Source organism: Stenotrophomonas sp. TWI602 (assembly GCF_039674045.1).
Taxonomy (GTDB): domain Bacteria; phylum Pseudomonadota; class Gammaproteobacteria; order Xanthomonadales; family Xanthomonadaceae; genus Stenotrophomonas.
On sequence record NZ_JBDJMT010000008.1, the window covers coordinates 48,094 to 64,255 of the forward strand.

The window sequence follows — 16,162 nt, forward strand, 5'->3', positions numbered from 1 at the left end:
AGCCGGCGATAATGGGCCATGAACACGCAGAAATCCCCCACCCGCGCCGTCGCCTGGATGCTGATGGCCGTCGCCTGCTTTTCGCTGATGGATGCCGGCATGAAGCAGCTGTCGGCCAGCTATCCCACCCTGCAGGTCACCTTCCTGCGCGGTGCGGCCTCGCTGCCGTTCGTACTGGTCTGGGTGCTGGCCACCGCCGGCCCGCGCTCGCTGGTGCCCAGTCGATGGGTCCTGCACCTGCTGCGCGGCGTGCTCGGCATGGTGATGATCGGCTGCTTCGTCTACGCCCTGCGCAGCCTGCCACTGTCCACCGCCTACACCATCTACTTCGTCGCCCCGCTGCTGATCGCCGCGCTCTCGGTGCCGCTGCTCGGCGAGCACGTGGGCCCGCGCCGCTGGATCGCCATCGGCATCGGCCTGGTCGGGGTACTGGTCGTGCTGCGCCCCGGGGTCGGCGGCATCATTTCCTTCCCGGGCCTGATGGTGCTGCTGGCCGCCACCGCCTATGCGCTGGCCGCGATCACGGTCAGCATGCTGACCCGCACCGACACCCCGCAGTCGATGGTGGTGTGGTTCCTGGTGATCATGGCTGTCGGCGCCGGCCTGCTGGCGATCCCGGACTGGCAGCCGCTGCAACTGGGCCATGCCGCGCTGATCGCCGGCATGGGCCTGGCCGGGGCAGGGGGGCAGGTCGCCCTGACCCGTGCTTTCCAGCTGGGGGAGGCCTCGATGATCGCGCCGCTGGAGTACACCGGGCTGGTCTGGGTGATCGGCTGGGACCTGCTGTTCTGGGGCGTGCTGCCCGACCAGGTGACCTGGCTGGGCGCGGCGATCATCGTCGCCTCGGGCCTGTACCTGCTGCACCGTGAGCGGGTGCGCCGGGTCCAGCCGCCCCGGCCGCTGGACCACCCCTGAGCCCGGCCGGCCCCCCTGGCCGGCCGGATCACAGTCTCTTAGAACCAAACGGAATATCATTCCGCGCAACCGCACGGGCCAGGGCCGCCCCGCGCTGGTAGGCTGCACGCCCCCTCCCGTCGATGCCCGGTTGACCGCGAAGTGATCGAGTTCCAGCGCCTGCACAAATCCTATGCCGTCGGCGGCCGCGCGATTGCCGCGCTGCAGCCGCTGGACCTGACCATCGAGGCCGGCGAAGTGTTCGGCATCATCGGCCATTCCGGCGCGGGCAAATCGACCCTGATCCGGCTGATCAACCGGCTCGAGGAGCCGACCGGCGGCCGGCTGCTGATCAATGGCGAGGATGTCACCGCGCTCGATGCCGAAGGCCTGCGCGTGCTGCGCCGGAAGATCGGCATGATCTTCCAGCACTTCAACCTGCTCTCGTCGCGCACCGTGGCCGCCAACGTCGCCTTCCCGCTGGAGCTGGCCGGGACCCCGCGCGCGGAGATCGACGCGCGCGTGGACGAACTGCTGCATACCGTCGGCCTGGAAGCGCACGCCAACAAATACCCGGCGCAGCTGTCCGGCGGCCAGAAGCAGCGCGTGGGCATCGCCCGCGCCCTGGCGACCCACCCGCAGATCCTGCTGTGCGATGAAGCCACCAGCGCGCTGGACCCGCAGACCACCGCTTCGGTGCTGAAGCTGCTGGGCAAGATCAACCGCGAGCTGGGCCTGACCATCGTGCTGATCACCCACGAGATGGACGTGATCCGCCGGGTCTGCGACCGCGTTGCCGTGCTCGATGCCGGCCACCTGGTGGAAACCGGCCCGGTCACCGAGGTGTTCCTGCACCCGCAGCACCCGACCACGCGCCGCTTCGTGAGCGAATCGGAGCAGGTGGACGAAGGCGAGCTGCACAAGGATTTCGAGGCGGTCGCCGGGCGCATCGTGCGCCTGACCTTCCTCGGCGCCGACACCTACGAACCGCTGCTGGGGCGCATCGCCCGCGAGACCGGCGTGGACTACAACATCCTGTCCGGCCGTATCGACCGGATCAAGGACACCCCGTATGGCCAGTTGACCGTGTCGCTGGTCGGCGGCGACGTGCAGGCCGCGCAGGCGGGGTTCGTTGCCGCCGGTGTCCACCTTGAGGAGCTGCGCCGATGATCCTGGCCACCGCAGGCGGGTTCTTCCGCCATCTCGACGCCGGCAAATGGGCCGATATCGGCCAGGCCACGCTGGATACCCTGCTGATGCTCGGCGGCTCACTTCCGCTGACGCTGCTGATCGGCCTGCCGCTGGGCGTGCTGTTGTTCCTGACCGGCTCGCCGCAGCTGCACCGCAAGCCGGTGCTGTATGGCGCGCTCGCGCTGCTGGTGAACCTGCTGCGCTCGGTGCCCTTCATCATCCTGATGATCGTGCTGATCCCGCTCACGCTGTGGATGATGGGTACCTCGCTGGGCGTGCGCGGTGCGATCGTGCCGCTGGTGATCGGTGCGGCGCCGTTCTATGCGCGCCTGGTCGAAACCGCGCTGCGCGAAGTGGACCGTGGCGTGATCGAAGCGACCCAGGCGATGGGCGCCACCACCTGGCAGCTGGTCACCCGGGTGCTGCTGCCCGAAGCGCGGCCAGGCCTGATCGCCGGCGCCACGGTCACCGTGATCGCGCTGATCGGCTTCACCGCGATGGGCGGCGCGATCGGCTCGGGCGGCCTGGGCGACCTGGCCTTCCGCGATGGCTACCAGCGCTCGCACACCGACGTGGCCCTGGTCACCGTGGTGCTGCTGCTGGTGCTGGTGCAGATCCTGCAGATGATCGGCGACCGCCTGGTCTCGCACTACAGCCGGAAATAACCGGTAGGTACCGACCGTTGGTCGGTACGCCCAAAATGACCGGTAGGTACCGACCGTTGGTCGGTACGCCCAAAATGACCGGTAGGTACCGACCGTTGGTCGGTACGCCACGCTTACCGGACGTTCGGCACTTCAAAGCCCAGCCGGTCCACCTGCTCGGGGTGCTGCGGCACGCGCTTGAGCTTGTCGGTATTTACCCCGTAATCGTCACGCAGGCGGGTGGCGAGCTCCTTGTAGAGCTCTTTGTCCATGTCCGGCTGGCGCGCGAAGATCCAGGCCATCTCGCGGCCCGGGTAGCCCAGCATCGCCCATGAATAATCCGGCGCGACTTCCAGCACACGGGTGTGGGTCGGCACGATCTTGTAGAACCAGGTGCGCCAGTTGTGGTTGCCGCTCTTCTCGTCCACCGAGGCGCGGACGGTCAGTTCCTGCTGCGGCTCGGAGAAGCCATCGCGGTAGCGGTAGGTGATGGACACTTTCTGGTCGCCGCGCAGGCGGAACTGATTGACGCTGGCGACATGGCCACGCTCGATCGGGTTCGGCACGCGGCCGATCACATACCAGGTGCCCATGAACCGTTGCAGGTCGATCGGCGCATTGGCGCTGTCGACCGCGACCGGGGTCGGCGCGGGTTCCGGTTTGGTCTCATGGCGGAACGCACAGGCTGACAGCAATGCCAGCGAGGAGACCAACAGGACAGCGCGAAGCGGGCGGTTCGAAGACATGCGGCAGGTGGCTCCAGTGGCTGGCAGGGGCATGGTGGGTGGGACAGCGGAGAACGTCAATGGCGGCGCAGCGGTTGCGTGACCGATTCATGCAACCGCTCGCCGGACATCCCTCCTGTCGCCTCCCCGTACAAGGTCGCAGCCCTTGAGATGGCGGCGCGGCAAGGTGACGCATCACTTTCGCACGGAGCTGTGTCATGACCCTGTCGTCTTCCCCGCGTTCGTCCGACCGTCCCGATCCCCGCGTGCTGCGTTGCGTCAGGCAGGCCGTCCTTGCCGGGGTGGCCCTGGTCCTGGTCTGGCCCGCCGCGCGGGGGCATAGCGAGTGGATCGGCTGGCTGCCGATGTGGCTGATCGGCATGCCGCTGATGGCCTGGTGGAGCCTGCTTCGCTTCCGCCTGCCGCTGGCCGGCCTGCTCAACCGCACCGCCCGCCGCCGCCGCGGGCCGCAGGCCCGGCGCCGGCGGCGCCCGTTGGCGCGTCCGGCGCGACCTGACCTTCGACACGTGAGCCGCGGCCAGCCGGTGTGATAGCGTCCCAAGGCTATGAACGCCTGGAGCTGCAATGTCACGATTCGCTTCCGCCTGCCTGGTGGCAGGTCTGATCTCCGCCGGTGCGGCGGGAACCGCCATGGCCGCTGACGCCCCCGCGGACCCGTACGCCTGGCTTGAAGACGTCACCGGCGACAAGCCGCTGGCGTGGGTCAAGGAACAGAACGCCAAGTCCGAAGGCCGTCTGGCTGCGACGCCGGCGTTCAAGCAGATGGAGACCAGCATCCGCGAGGTGCTCGATTCCGATGCCAAGATTCCCGGCGTGCAGAAGATCGGTGACTACTACTACAACTTCTGGAAGGACAAGCAGCACGAGCGCGGCCTGTGGCGCCGCACCACGCTGGCCGAGTACCGCAAGGCCTCGCCGCAGTGGGAAACCGTGCTGGATCTGGATGCACTGAACAAGGCCGAGGGCGAGAACTGGGTGTGGCACGGCGCTGACTGCCTGCGCCCGGATTACTCGCGCTGCCTGATCGCGCTGTCGCGCGGCGGCGCCGATGCCGATGTCACCCGCGAGTTCGACCTGGCCAACAAGACCTGGATCAAGGACGGCTTCTTCCGCCCCGAATCCAAGGGTGGCCTGAACTGGATCGACCGCGACACGGTGTTCGTCTACACCGATTTCGGCACCGGCACGATGACCACCTCCGGGTATCCGCGCGTGGCCAAGCTGTGGAAGCGCGGCACCCCGATGGCCTCGGCTTCGATGGTGTACGAGGGCAAGCCCGATGACATGTACATCGCGGCCATGCACGACGATACCCCCGGCTACGAGCGCAACCTGGTCAGCCGCACGCTGGCCTTCTACAACAACGAAATCTTCCTGCGCGCCGATGATGGCACGCTGACCAAGATCGATGCGCCGAACTCGGCCGAGAAGGGCCTGCGCAAACAGTGGCTGACCCTGGAGCTGCGTGAGCCGTGGACCGTGGGCGGCAAGACCTACGCCGCCGGTTCGCTGCTGGCCACCAAGCTGGACGATTACCTCGCCGGCAAGCGTGATTTCGACGTGCTGTTCGCGCCGACCGACACCACCTCGCTGGCCGGCACCAGCTGGACGAAGAACCATCTGGTCCTGAACGTGCTGGACGACGTCAAAAGCCGCCTGAGCGTGCTGACGCCGGGCGACAGCGGCTGGAAGACGACGGCCTTCACCGGCGCGCCGTCGTTCGGCACCGTGGCCGTCAGTGCGGTCGATGCCGATGACAGCGATGCGGTGTGGATGACCGTCACCGATTACCTGACCCCGACCACCCTGGCCATTGCCGAGATCGGCAAGCAGCCTGAGGTGCTCAAGACCATGCCGACGTTCTTCAACGCCGATGGCAAGGTGATCGAGCAGCACTTCGCCACCAGCAAGGATGGCACCCGGGTGCCGTACTTCGTGGTGCACCGCAAAGACATGAAGCTGGACGGCTCCAACCCGACCCTGCTGTACGGCTACGGTGGCTTCGAGATCTCGCTGACCCCGTCGTACTCGGGCGGCATGGGCCGCGCGTGGCTGGAGAAGGGCGGCGTATACGTGGTCGCCAACATCCGTGGCGGTGGCGAGTACGGCCCGCGCTGGCACCAGGCGGCGTTGAAGCAGAACCGCCACAAGGCCTATGAAGACATGGCCGCGGTCGCCCGCGACCTGGTGAGCCGCAAGATCACCTCGGCCAGGCACCTGGGCGTGCAGGGCGGCAGCAACGGTGGTCTGCTTACCGGCAACATGCTCACCCAGTACCCGGAGCTGTTCGGGGCGGTGGTGGTGCAGGTGCCGCTGCTGGACATGAAGCGTTACAGCCACCTGTTGGCCGGCGCGTCGTGGATGGCCGAATACGGCAATCCGGATACGGCCGATTGGGAATTCATCAAGACCTTCTCGCCGTACCACCTGTTCGACGCCAGCAAGACCTACCCGCCGGTGCTGTTCACCACCTCCACCCGCGATGACCGTGTGCATCCGGCCCATGCCCGCAAGATGGCGGCCAAGATGATCGACGCCGGCAAGGACGTGACCTACTACGAGAACATCGAAGGCGGTCACGGCGGCGCGGCGAACAACGCGCAGGCCGCGCATATGTCGGCGTTGGCCTACAGCTTCCTGTGGGAGCAGCTCTCCAAGTAAGCTCGGGGTGCTCGACGGCCAGGGGCGGTCGAGCAGCCGGCAGGGAGTGAGCCTGCCGCGGACGTTGTAGCCCCCTGGCGTAGACTCCGGGTGGTGGGGCGTCAGGTTGGCTCCACCCCATTTTGAGCGCCACGCAGCGATGCGTGGCGTTTTTTTTATGGGCGGCTCAGCGCAGCCATGTCTCCAGCCCACGCGCGATCCGGCGCACCGCGTCTTCCAGGCGCGGCACGTCCTGCGTGTAGGCCAGGCGCACATGCTCGTTCGCACGGTGGTGCCCGAAGTCCAGGCCCGGCGTGAACGCCACATGCTCGGTCTCCAGGAAATGCGCACAGAACGCCTGGGCATCATCGGTGAACGCACTCACGTCGGCGTACAGATAGAACGCGCCTTCCGGTTCCACTTCGATGCGGAAACCGAGCGCGCGCAGCGCCGGCAGCAGGTAATCGCGACGCTCGCGGAACGCCGCACGACGCTGCTCGAAGATCGCGATCGATTCCGGCTCGAAACAGGCCAGCGCCGCATGCTGGGCGATGCTCGAGGCGCTGATGTACAGATTCTGCGCCAGCTTCTCCAGCTCCCGCACCGCCTGCGGTGGCGCGACCAGCCAACCCAGGCGCCAGCCGGTCATCCCGTAGTACTTCGAGAAGCTGTTGAGCACGAAGGCTTCGTCATCCACCTGCAGCACGCTGGCCGCGTCCATGCCGTAGGTAAGGCCGTGGTAGATCTCATCCACCACCAGGTGCCCGCCGCGCGCCTTCAACGACTGCGACAGCGCTGCCAGCTGCGCCGCGGAGAGCACGGTGCCGGTCGGGTTGGCCGGGGAGGCGACCAGCGCACCAACACTGTCGGCGTTCCACTGCCGTGCCACCAGGTCCGGCGTCAGCTGGTACGCCGTCTCCGGGCCGACCGGCACCAGCTGCGCGGCGCCTTCCACCAGCCGCAGGAAGTGCCGGTTGCACGGATAGCCGGGATCGGCCAGCAACCAGTGCTTGCCGGGATCGACCAGGAGACTGCTGGCCAGCAACAGCGCGCCCGAGCCACCCGGCGTGACCAGGATCCGCTCGGGATCGATCTGCACCTGGTAGCGATCCTGGTAGAAGCCTGCAATCGCCTCGCGCAGCGCGGGCAGGCCGCGGGCCGCGGTGTAGCGCGTGTGGCCGGCCGCCAGCGCGGCCTGGCCGGCGCGCACGATCGGAGCGGCGGTGGTGAAGTCCGGCTCGCCGATCTCCAGGTGGATCACATCGTGGCCAGCCTGCTCCAGCGCCTGCGCGCGGGCCAGCAGCGACATCACGTGGAAGGGTTCGATGTCCTGGCTGCGGCGGCTGTAGCCGGTGCCGGTCGGGGGCGTGCGGGAAGTATCCATGGCCTGATGATAGGCGCAGTGACCAACGACAGGCTTGCTGCTGGCCCACCCGCCAGCACAGACTGCACGGACACGGACGCCATTGCATTCCCCCGCCAGGAGCCTTATCTCGTGAAACCCGCCCTTTGTTTACTGGTTGCCAGCCTCATGACCTCCAACGTGCACGCCGCCCCCGCGCTGACCCCGCCCGACGCCGAGAAGCACCCGCACACGGTGAAGGCTCCCTTTGGCGCGACCCGCAGCGACGATTACTACTGGCTGCGCGACGACAAGCGCGAAAACACGAAGATGCTGGCCTACCTGAATGCGGAGAACGCCTACACCGACCAGGTGGTGGCCCCGCTCAAGCCGCTGGAAGACACCCTGTACAAGGAGATCGTCGCCCGCATCAAGCAGGACGATGCCAGCGTGCCCTCGCGTGACCGCGGCTACTGGTATTACACCCGCTTCGAAACCGGCAAGGACTACCCGATCCAGGCGCGCCGCAAGGGCAGCATGGAGGCGCCGGAAGAAATCCTGCTCGACATCAACACGATGGCCGAGGGCAAGGGCTACTTCAACGTGGGCGATGCCGATGTCAGCCAGGACAACCACCTGCTGGCCTGGGCCGAAGACGACGTCGGCCGCCGCCAGTACGTGATCCGCTTCAAGGACCTGCGCACCGGTGAGGTGCTGCCGGATCGCATCGAGAACGTCTCGCCCAATGTGGTCTGGGCCGATGACAACCGCACCCTGTTCTATGTCGAGAATGATCCGGAAACCCTGCTCACCGTGCGCGTCAAGAAGCACGTGCTGGGCACCCCGGCCAGCAGCGACGTGCTCGTGTATGAAGAGAAGGACGACAGCTTCTACATGGGCGTGGGCCGCACCCGCGATGATCGTTTCCTGACCATCGAGCTGCACAGCACGGTGAGCTCGGAAACGCGCTACGCCCCGGCTGCCGACCCGCAGGCGTTCAAGGTACTGGCGCCGCGTGCGCGCGATGTGGAATACGACGCCGACCACTTCAATGGCCGTTGGGTGATCCGCACCAACGCGGCGGACGCGAAGAACTTCAAGATCGTCACCGCGCCCAGCGATGCCACCGCGCGCAGCCAATGGAAAGACTGGGTCGCGCACGATGACGCCGTGCTGATCGAAGGCTTCGAACTGTTCGACGGCTTCACCGCGATCGCCGAGCGCTCCAATGGCCTGGAACGCGTGCGCCTGCTGTTCCCGGATGGCCGCCAGGATTACGTCAAGGCGGATGAGCCCGCCTACTCGATGGGGTTGGCCGCCAACAGCGAGCATGACACCCCGTGGCTGCGTTACGCCTACACCTCGCTGACCACGCCGACCACCACCTACGAGCTCAATACCGTCACCGGTGAACGCCGCCAGCTCAAGCAGCAGCCGGTGATCGGCTATGACCCGTCGCAGTACACCACCGAGCGCGTGTGGGTGACGGCCCGCGATGGCGTCAAGGTGCCGGTGTCGCTGGTCTACCGCAACGGTTTCAAGAAGGACGGCACCGGCGCGCTGTACCAGTACGCCTACGGCAGCTACGGCATGTCGATGGATCCGGGCTTCAACCAGACCGTGGTCAGCCTGCTCGATCGCGGCGTGGTGTATGCCATCGCCCACATCCGCGGCGGCCAGGAAATGGGCCGTGCGTGGTACGAGGACGGCAAGCTGCTCAAGAAGCAGAACACGTTCAACGATTTCGTCGATGTCACCCGCGAGCTGGTCCGCCAGGGCTATGCCGCCAAGGATCGCGTCGCCGCCTCCGGTGGCAGCGCCGGTGGTCTGCTGATGGGCGCGGTGGCCAACCAGGCGCCGCAGGACTATCGCGTGATGGTCGCCCAGGTGCCGTTCGTCGATGTGGTCACCACCATGCTCGACGCCAGCATCCCGCTGACCACCAACGAGTATGACGAGTGGGGCAACCCGGAGCAGCGCGAGTATTACGACTACATGCTCACGTACTCGCCCTACGACAACGTCAGCAGGCAGGCGTACCCGGCCCTGTTCGTCGGCACCGGCCTGTGGGATTCGCAGGTGCAGTACTGGGAGCCTGCCAAGTGGGTGGCCAAGCTGCGCGATGACAACACCGGCCACTTCCCGATCGTGTTCCGTACCAACATGGAAGCCGGCCACGGCGGCAAGTCCGGCCGCTTCCAGCGTTACCACGAGCTGGCCGAGTCGTACGCGTTCGTGCTCGACCAGCTCGGCGTCACCCAGACCCCGTAACGCTGGCCGCTGCACGCTGCACGCTGCACGCTGTACGCCGACGACCCCGTGTCGTCGGCTGCCGCAGGCGGTGCCCATCGCGGCAGCCCGGCCGGGTCGCTATGCTGGGGGCATGTCCCGGCCCGAACACCCCGTGGTTTCCGAAGCGCCGGCTGAGCGGGGACGGGTGCGTTTCCGCTGGGCGTGGTGGCTGCTGGCCTATGTCAGCCTGGGCACCGGCATCGTCGGCATCTTCGTGCCGGGCCTGCCCACCACGGTGTTCATCCTGATCTCGGCCTGGGCCGCCTCGCGCGGTTCCGAGCGCCTGCACAACCGCCTGCTGGCACACCCACAGTTCGGTCCGGCGATCCGCAACTGGCGGGCGCATGGCGCGGTCAGCCGCCGCGGCAAATGGATGGCGAGCCTGACCATGGCCGTGTGCGCGGGCATCATGTTGTGGTGCGTGCCGGTCGCCTGGGTGAAATGGCTCTCCATCGGCAGCATGGCCTGCGTGGCGCTGTGGCTGTGGACCCGGCCGCTGCCGCCTGGGGATGCACACCGACCCCGGTAGTGTCGGCCGCTGGCCGGCACCCATGAGCCGTCAGGATGTGCGGGGAGCCGGCCAGCGGCCGGCACTACCAGGGTGCCTCCACGGGTGTGATGTCCGCGCTGCCCGTTCATCCAGCCGGCACCCAAGCGCCCAAACACCGCGGCTATACTCGGAGGATGAAGACATCCCCCCGTACCCTCATCTCCCTGACGCTGGCCGCCTCGGCGCTGCTGGTGCTGTCGGCCTGTGGCAACAAGGGCCCGCTGGTCCTGCCGCAGAAGCCGGTCCCGGTCGAAGAACAGCTGGTTGAACCGGCCGCCGACGACGCCACGCCGCCGGCCGCCGATGCCGATACCGATTCCCCGGTGGTTCCCGATCCCGTTGAAGCGCCGGCGCTGAAGGCCAATGACGGGAATGAGTAAGTCGAACACCTCCGCGGCGCTGCGCTTCACCAAGATGCATGGCGCCGGCAATGATTTCGTGGTGTTGGACCTGCGCGATGGCAGCGCACCGCCGGATGCTGCGCTGGCCGCGCGGCTGGCCGATCGCCACACCGGCGTGGGGTGCGACCAGATCCTGACCATCGAGCCGCCCAAGGCGGAAGGCTCGGTCGCCTCGTATCGGATCTGGAATGCCGATGGCAGCCGTTCCGAGCAATGTGGCAACGGTGCGCGCTGCGTGGCGGCCTGGCTGGTGCGTGATGGCGCGGCTACCGGCAGCACCTTCGCGATCGATAGCCCGGTCACCACCCATGCAGTCGAACGGCTGGGCGAAGACCAGTACGCCGTGGCCATGGGCGTGCCGCGTTTCGAGCCGGAGAACGTGCCGCTGATCGGCTTCGCCCGCGCCCGCGAGGAATACCTGCTGCCGCTGCAGGGCGACACGGTGCGCTTCGGCGCGGTCTCGATGGGCAACCCGCATGCCGTGATCGAAGTGGGCCTGGTCGATGCCGCGCCGGTCGAACGTTTGGGGCCGCTGCTGCAGCAGCACGCCTCGTTCCCGAAATCGGTCAACGTCGGTTTCGTGCAGGTGCTCAGTCCGCAGCATGCGCGCCTGCGCGTGTATGAGCGCGGCGCCGGCGAAACCCTGGCCTGCGGCAGTGGCGCGTGCGCCGCGGCTGTAGTGATGATGCAGCGCGGCCGCCTGCAGCGCGATGCCACGATGTCGCTGCCCGGCGGCGACCTGCGCATCCGCTGGCCGGCCGACGATGCACAGATCGTGATGTCTGGACCCGCAGCCTTCGTCTTTGATGGAGAGTGGAACGCATGAGCGAGACCGCCGAGAAAATCGGGTCGCACGAAGTAGCCGCCTGGCTGCGTCGGCATCCGACCTTCCTGAAGCAGTTCCCGGATCTGGCCCTGACCCTGGTGGTGCCGCGCGATGACGGCCCCACCGCGTCACTGGCCAGCTACCAGCTGGAGGTGCTGCGCGACAAGAACCGTGAGCTGTCGCGACGGCTGGCCGATCTGGCCGCCAACGCACAGATCAACGAGCGCTTGGCCGTGCGCACGCACCAGCTGACCCTGGCACTGATGAAACAGGACTCGGCGGCGGACACCCTGCGGGCGATGGCCGCCTCGCTGGAAGAGGATTTCGCCGGGGATCTGGTGCGGCTGATCGTGCTGCATCCGGTTTCCGGGCTGGAACAGGCGCCGTGGCTGCAGGTGATCGAGGAGAGCAGCCCGCTGCTGGGTGTGTTCCGCGATTGCCTCAAGGACGGCGAACCGATCTGCGGCCGCCTGCAGCCGGAAAAGAGCACCGTGCTGTACGCCGGGCGCGCCGAGGAAGTGCAGTCCAGCGCGCTGCTGCCGCTGCCGGGTGTCGGCCTGATCGCGGTCGGCAGCCATGACGGCAATCGGTTCTACCCGGGCATGGGCACGCTGTTCCTGCGCATGATGGGTGAATCGCTGGTCGTTGCGCTGCAGCGTTTCCCGTCCCCCTGACTGCCCGTTGAGCGGAGTCGCCGTGAGTACCGCGCAGGACTTCCTGTCGCACCTGCAGGTGGAGCGCCGCATGTCGGCGCACACGCTGGATGCCTACCGTCGCGACCTGGACGCACTCGCGGCGTGGGCTGAGGGGCAGAGTGCGGTGATCGACACGCTCGACAGTGCGCAGCTGCGCCAGTTCATTGCTGCCGAACACCGCCGTGGGCTGTCACCGACGTCGCTGCAGCGCCGACTCTCTGCCTGCCGCAGTTTTTATGCCTGGTTGCTCAAGCACCATCGCATCGAGGCCAATCCCGCGACCGGCCTGAAAGCACCCAAGGCACCACGCAAACTGCCGCAGGTGCTCGACGCCGATGAAGCCGTGCAGCTGGTCGAACTGCCCACCGATGCACCGCTCGGCCTGCGCGATCGCGCGCTGCTGGAGCTGTTCTATTCCTCCGGGCTGCGCCTGAGCGAACTGTGCGCGCTGATCTGGCGCGACCTGGATTTCGACACCGGGCTGGTCAACGTACTGGGCAAGGGCAACCGCGAGCGCCGCGTGCCGTTCGGTTCGCATGCACGCACCGCGCTGCAGGGCTGGCGCGCCGACAGCGGCGGCGCGGCAACCGCACCGGTATTTCCCGGGCGCAAGGGCGGGCCCATCACCCAGCGCGCCGTGCAGATCCGCATCCGCCAGCTCGCCCAGCGCCAGGGCCTGTTCAAGCACGTGCACCCGCATATGCTGCGGCACAGCTTCGCCAGCCACATCCTGGAGTCCTCCGGTGATCTGCGCGGTGTGCAGGAGTTGCTTGGGCATGCCGATATCGCCACCACACAGATCTATACCCATCTGGATTTCCAGCATCTGGCCAAGGTCTACGACGCTGCGCACCCGCGTGCCAAGCGGCGCAAGAGCGGCAACGAAAGCTGAATCGATCCGCTGCGGCATCCGGGCGCAGGGCAGGACGGGTTGAAGCGTCGGGCAGAGACCCCACCTCAGTCTTTGTCACCCCGGAGGCTCCATGGACCCCAGTCAGAACCCCAACGTATTTCATGCCACCACCATCATCTCGGTGCGGCGCAACGGGCATGTCGCCGTCGCCGGCGATGGTCAGGTCACGCTCGGCCACACGGTGATGAAGGGCAACGCCCGCAAGGTGCGCCGTCTGGGTCGGGAGGGCCAGGTGCTGGCCGGTTTCGCCGGTGCCGCCGCCGATGCCTTCACCCTGTTCGAGCTGTTCGAGGCCAAGCTGGAAAAGCACGGTCAGCTGCAGCGCGCCGCAGTGGAACTGGCCAAGGATTGGCGCACCGAGCGCCGCCTGGGCAAGCTCGAAGCGCTGCTCGCCGTCGCCGACAAGGACACCTCGCTGATCATCAGCGGCACCGGTGATGTGATCGAGCCGGAAGACGGCATCATCGCGATCGGTTCCGGTGGCTCCTATGCGCTGTCTGCCGCCCGCGCGCTGATGGCGCATACCGAACTGGATGCCCGCACGATCGCCACCGAGTCGATCAACATCGCCGGTGACATCTGCATCTACACCAATCGCAACGTGGTGGTCGAAGAGCTTTGACCCGGAGGGTCAACGCTCGGTAGCGCCACGCCATGCGTGGCTGCGGTATCCGGTCAGCCACGCATGGCGTGGCTCTACATCAGCGTTACGTCGCTGCCAGGCAGGCCGGTGATACGTCATTCCACCCCATATCCTCGTGAGCACACCCATGCCGCACAAGATTGAAGTTTCTTCCGCCACCATGACCCCGCGCGAGATCGTGCAGGAACTGGACCGGCACATCGTCGGCCAGCACGACGCCAAGCGCGCGGTCGCCATCGCGCTGCGCAACCGCTGGCGCCGCATGCAGCTGCCGGCCGAGCTGCGCAACGAAGTCATGCCCAAGAACATCCTGATGATCGGCCCGACCGGCGTCGGCAAGACCGAGATCGCGCGTCGCCTGGCCACGCTGGCCAATGCGCCGTTCGTCAAGGTTGAAGCCACTCGGTTTACCGAGGTCGGCTATGTCGGCAAGGACGTGGAGCAGATCATCCGCGACCTGGCCGACACCGCGGTCAAGCTGTACCGCGAGCAGGCCAAGGTACGCGTGCGCACCCAGGCCGAAGAGCGCGCCGAAGACCGCATCCTGGATGCATTGCTGCCGCGCCGCAGCACCGGTATCGGCTTCGATGCCGAGGCCGCGCGCAACGAACCATCCGCGCAGGACAACGAGACCCGCATCAAGTTCCGCCGCATGCTGCGCAACGGTGAACTGGACGAGCGCGAGATCGAACTGGAAGTGTCGGCCAACGTCAGCATGGACATCATGACCCCGCCAGGCATGGAGGAAATGGGGCAGCAGCTGCGCCAGATGTTCTCCAGCATGGGCGGTGCGAAGGCGCAGAAGCGCACGCTGTCGATCAAGGCCGCGCGTCCGCTGCTGATCGAGGAAGAGGCCGGCAAGCTGGTCAACGAAGACGATATCCGCAGCGCGGCGATCGAAGCCTGCGAGCAGCACGGCATCGTGTTCATCGATGAGATCGACAAGGTCGCCAAGCGCGGTGACAACGTCGGTGGTGGCGATGTGTCGCGCGAAGGCGTCCAGCGCGATCTGCTGCCGCTGGTGGAAGGCTCCAACGTGTCCACCAAGTACGGCACCATCAAGACCGACCACATCCTGTTCATCGCCTCCGGTGCGTTCCACCTGGCCAAGCCCAGCGATCTGATCCCGGAACTGCAGGGTCGTTTCCCGATCCGCGTGGAACTGGGCGCGCTGAGCAAGCAGGACTTCGTGCGCATCCTGACCGAGCCGAAGGCCGCGCTGACCAAGCAGTACGAAGCGCTGCTGCAGACTGAAGGCGTCTCGATGAAGTTCACGGTCGATGCGGTGGACCGCCTGGCCGAGATCGCCTTCCAGGTGAACGAGCGCCAGGAAAACATCGGCGCGCGGCGCCTGCACACGGTGCTGGAGCGCTTGCTGGATACGCTGAGCTATGAAGCCCCGGACCGCGATGGCGAGACCATCAGCATCGACCAGGCTTACGTCGACGCGCACCTGGGTGAGCTGGTGCAGGATCCGGACTTGAGCCGCTACATCCTGTAACGGCACGCAACGATCGGGTGGTAGGAAGAACGGCGGCACTTCGGTGTCGCCGTTTTTTTTCTCAGGCGTCGTCGTCGGTTGGCAGGGCGGTCGGCGGTGCGCCCGGGGTGAATACACCCGGCTGCACGAATGCGCTGAGGATCGCATCCAGCGTCTGCGCGCCATCGCGCTGGATCTCGAACAGCTCCGGTTCCAGCATCGCGCTATACAGCACCCCGGTCAGGCTGGTGCTCACGATGCGTGCCACCGTGTCCACGTCCACCCCCTCGCGCAGCTGCCCCAACTCGCGCGCGCGCTGGAACGCGGCCGCGAAGATACCCAGCTCCTCGCGCGATGCCTCCAGCTGCAGCACCTGCATCGCCTGGCTTTCCACCGACAGATCATTGCGCAGCATGATTTCCATCATGTTGCGCAGGCGTTCGTCTTCGGCCAGCTCCCGGAACGAGACCAGCAGTGCCGAGCGCAGGTCCAGGATCGGTGTAGTGCGCTTGGCCGAGGTGGTGCGTCGTAGCCGCTCGATGAACGGGACGCGCTCGCGATCGATCATCGCGGTCAGCACTTCGGTCTTGTTCTTGAAATGCCAGTACACCGCGCCGCGGGTGAATCCGGCGCGCGCCCCGATCATCGCCAGGCTGGTGCCGGCGACCCCGTATTCATGGAAACAGACCTGGGCCGCATCGAGGATGCCCTCGCGGGTGGCCTGCGCCTCTTCTTTGGTTTTTCTGGCCATTGCGCTGTGCAGTTGCTGGATGAAACCGGCCTGAATTGTACCGCTTTACAAACAAACATGCATGTATGTATATTTGCGCCCCACTGATCCTCAGCGAGGACTGCCTGCGCACGCCGGCGGGTCTCGTTTCGGATATTTGCCGTCATTTGCTGCC

Annotated in this window: 16 protein-coding genes; 13 read left to right on the plus strand and 3 right to left on the minus strand. The window is 66.7% G+C overall.

Translation table 11 applies throughout. From position 1 onward, the window contains the following. The first annotated feature begins 18 nt into the window (after positions 1-18). From ABE483_RS10090 to ABE483_RS10100, 3 genes are all read left to right on the plus strand, one after another. The gene (locus ABE483_RS10090; protein ID WP_313212413.1) at positions 19-915 is read left to right on the plus strand and encodes a DMT family transporter; all 897 of its coding nucleotides are present in this window, start codon (positions 19-21) and stop codon (positions 913-915) included. 141 nt (positions 916-1,056) lie between these two features. After that, entirely contained in the window at positions 1,057-2,064 is a 1,008-nt protein-coding gene (locus ABE483_RS10095; RefSeq protein ID WP_346481612.1) for a methionine ABC transporter ATP-binding protein, read from the plus strand. Further along, entirely contained in the window at positions 2,061-2,750 is a 690-nt protein-coding gene (locus ABE483_RS10100; protein ID WP_121039992.1) for a methionine ABC transporter permease, read from the plus strand. Before ABE483_RS10095 ends, ABE483_RS10100 begins: the two co-directional genes overlap by 4 nt. 113 nt (positions 2,751-2,863) lie before the next feature. On the opposite strand, the gene ABE483_RS10105 is transcribed toward ABE483_RS10100, so the two are convergent. Continuing rightward, complete coding sequence (locus ABE483_RS10105) at positions 2,864-3,475, minus strand: lipocalin family protein (RefSeq protein WP_088433799.1); 612 nt, start codon at positions 3,473-3,475, stop codon at positions 2,864-2,866. A 203-nt stretch (positions 3,476-3,678) separates the two neighbouring features. On the opposite strand from ABE483_RS10105, the gene ABE483_RS10110 reads away from it, so the two are divergent. Both ABE483_RS10110 and ABE483_RS10115 read left to right on the plus strand, forming a co-directional pair. Further along, positions 3,679-4,005 carry a hypothetical protein gene (locus tag ABE483_RS10110; RefSeq protein WP_313212417.1) on the plus strand — a complete coding sequence of 109 codons (327 nt, stop codon included), beginning with the start codon at positions 3,679-3,681 and terminating at the stop codon, positions 4,003-4,005. Positions 4,006-4,039: 34 nt separating this feature from the next. Beyond that, a complete protein-coding gene (locus ABE483_RS10115; protein ID WP_346466713.1) occupies positions 4,040-6,136 on the plus strand; it encodes a prolyl oligopeptidase family serine peptidase in 2,097 nt (698 codons plus the stop codon). A 166-nt stretch (positions 6,137-6,302) separates the two neighbouring features. Here the strand turns inward: ABE483_RS10115 and ABE483_RS10120 are convergent, their stop codons facing one another. Continuing rightward, complete coding sequence (locus ABE483_RS10120) at positions 6,303-7,499, minus strand: pyridoxal phosphate-dependent aminotransferase (protein WP_346481613.1); 1,197 nt, start codon at positions 7,497-7,499, stop codon at positions 6,303-6,305. 111 nt (positions 7,500-7,610) lie between these two features. Between ABE483_RS10120 and ABE483_RS10125 the strand changes: the two genes are divergently transcribed. The 8 genes from ABE483_RS10125 (at position 7,611) to hslU (ending at position 15,278) form a co-directional block, all read left to right on the plus strand. Next, positions 7,611-9,728, plus strand: a complete 2,118-nt coding sequence (locus ABE483_RS10125) for a S9 family peptidase (protein ID WP_346466711.1) — start codon at positions 7,611-7,613, stop codon at positions 9,726-9,728. Positions 9,729-9,840: 112 nt separating this feature from the next. Next, positions 9,841-10,278 carry a YbaN family protein gene (locus ABE483_RS10130; RefSeq protein ID WP_346481614.1) on the plus strand — a complete coding sequence of 146 codons (438 nt, stop codon included), beginning with the start codon at positions 9,841-9,843 and terminating at the stop codon, positions 10,276-10,278. 155 nt (positions 10,279-10,433) lie between these two features. Next, positions 10,434-10,679 carry a lipoprotein gene (locus tag ABE483_RS10135; protein WP_019183672.1) on the plus strand — a complete coding sequence of 82 codons (246 nt, stop codon included), beginning with the start codon at positions 10,434-10,436 and terminating at the stop codon, positions 10,677-10,679. Next, positions 10,672-11,526, plus strand: a complete 855-nt coding sequence (gene dapF / locus ABE483_RS10140; RefSeq protein ID WP_346481615.1) for a diaminopimelate epimerase — start codon at positions 10,672-10,674, stop codon at positions 11,524-11,526. The genes ABE483_RS10135 and dapF overlap by 8 nt, the downstream gene beginning before the upstream one ends. Further along, positions 11,523-12,200, plus strand: coding sequence for a DUF484 family protein (locus ABE483_RS10145; protein WP_346463495.1), 678 nt, complete (start codon positions 11,523-11,525; stop codon positions 12,198-12,200). Before dapF ends, ABE483_RS10145 begins: the two co-directional genes overlap by 4 nt. A 22-nt stretch (positions 12,201-12,222) precedes the next feature. Continuing rightward, positions 12,223-13,113, plus strand: a complete 891-nt coding sequence (xerC, locus tag ABE483_RS10150; protein WP_346481616.1) for a tyrosine recombinase XerC — start codon at positions 12,223-12,225, stop codon at positions 13,111-13,113. A 91-nt stretch (positions 13,114-13,204) separates the two neighbouring features. Beyond that, positions 13,205-13,756: an ATP-dependent protease subunit HslV gene (hslV, locus tag ABE483_RS10155; protein ID WP_019183676.1), complete on the plus strand. Its 552-nt coding sequence runs from the start codon at positions 13,205-13,207 to the stop codon at positions 13,754-13,756. Between the two features lie 148 nt (positions 13,757-13,904). After that, positions 13,905-15,278, plus strand: coding sequence for an ATP-dependent protease ATPase subunit HslU (hslU, locus tag ABE483_RS10160; protein ID WP_121039962.1), 1,374 nt, complete (start codon positions 13,905-13,907; stop codon positions 15,276-15,278). 61 nt (positions 15,279-15,339) lie between these two features. On the opposite strand, the gene ABE483_RS10165 is transcribed toward hslU, so the two are convergent. After that, positions 15,340-16,008: a TetR family transcriptional regulator gene (locus tag ABE483_RS10165; RefSeq protein ID WP_313212404.1), complete on the minus strand. Its 669-nt coding sequence runs from the start codon at positions 16,006-16,008 to the stop codon at positions 15,340-15,342. Positions 16,009-16,162: the final 154 nt, after the last annotated feature.

Excerpts from the sequence above, each read along its gene's own strand:
- ABE483_RS10115 (WP_346466713.1), top strand. The coding sequence starts at position 4,040 with ATGTCACGATTCGCTTCCGCCTGCCTGGTGGCAGGTCTGATCTCCGCC.
- ABE483_RS10105 (WP_088433799.1), bottom strand. The coding sequence starts at position 3,475 with ATGTCTTCGAACCGCCCGCTTCGCGCTGTCCTGTTGGTCTCCTCGCTG.
- ABE483_RS10135 (WP_019183672.1), top strand. The coding sequence starts at position 10,434 with ATGAAGACATCCCCCCGTACCCTCATCTCCCTGACGCTGGCCGCCTCG.
- ABE483_RS10120 (WP_346481613.1), bottom strand. The coding sequence starts at position 7,499 with ATGGATACTTCCCGCACGCCCCCGACCGGCACCGGCTACAGCCGCCGC.
- ABE483_RS10145 (WP_346463495.1), top strand. The coding sequence starts at position 11,523 with ATGAGCGAGACCGCCGAGAAAATCGGGTCGCACGAAGTAGCCGCCTGG.
- hslU (WP_121039962.1), top strand. The coding sequence starts at position 13,905 with ATGCCGCACAAGATTGAAGTTTCTTCCGCCACCATGACCCCGCGCGAG.
- ABE483_RS10165 (WP_313212404.1), bottom strand. The coding sequence starts at position 16,008 with ATGGCCAGAAAAACCAAAGAAGAGGCGCAGGCCACCCGCGAGGGCATC.
- ABE483_RS10100 (WP_121039992.1), top strand. The coding sequence starts at position 2,061 with ATGATCCTGGCCACCGCAGGCGGGTTCTTCCGCCATCTCGACGCCGGC.
- dapF (WP_346481615.1), top strand. The coding sequence starts at position 10,672 with ATGAGTAAGTCGAACACCTCCGCGGCGCTGCGCTTCACCAAGATGCAT.
- ABE483_RS10130 (WP_346481614.1), top strand. The coding sequence starts at position 9,841 with ATGTCCCGGCCCGAACACCCCGTGGTTTCCGAAGCGCCGGCTGAGCGG.
- ABE483_RS10090 (WP_313212413.1), top strand. The coding sequence starts at position 19 with ATGAACACGCAGAAATCCCCCACCCGCGCCGTCGCCTGGATGCTGATG.
- hslV (WP_019183676.1), top strand. The coding sequence starts at position 13,205 with ATGGACCCCAGTCAGAACCCCAACGTATTTCATGCCACCACCATCATC.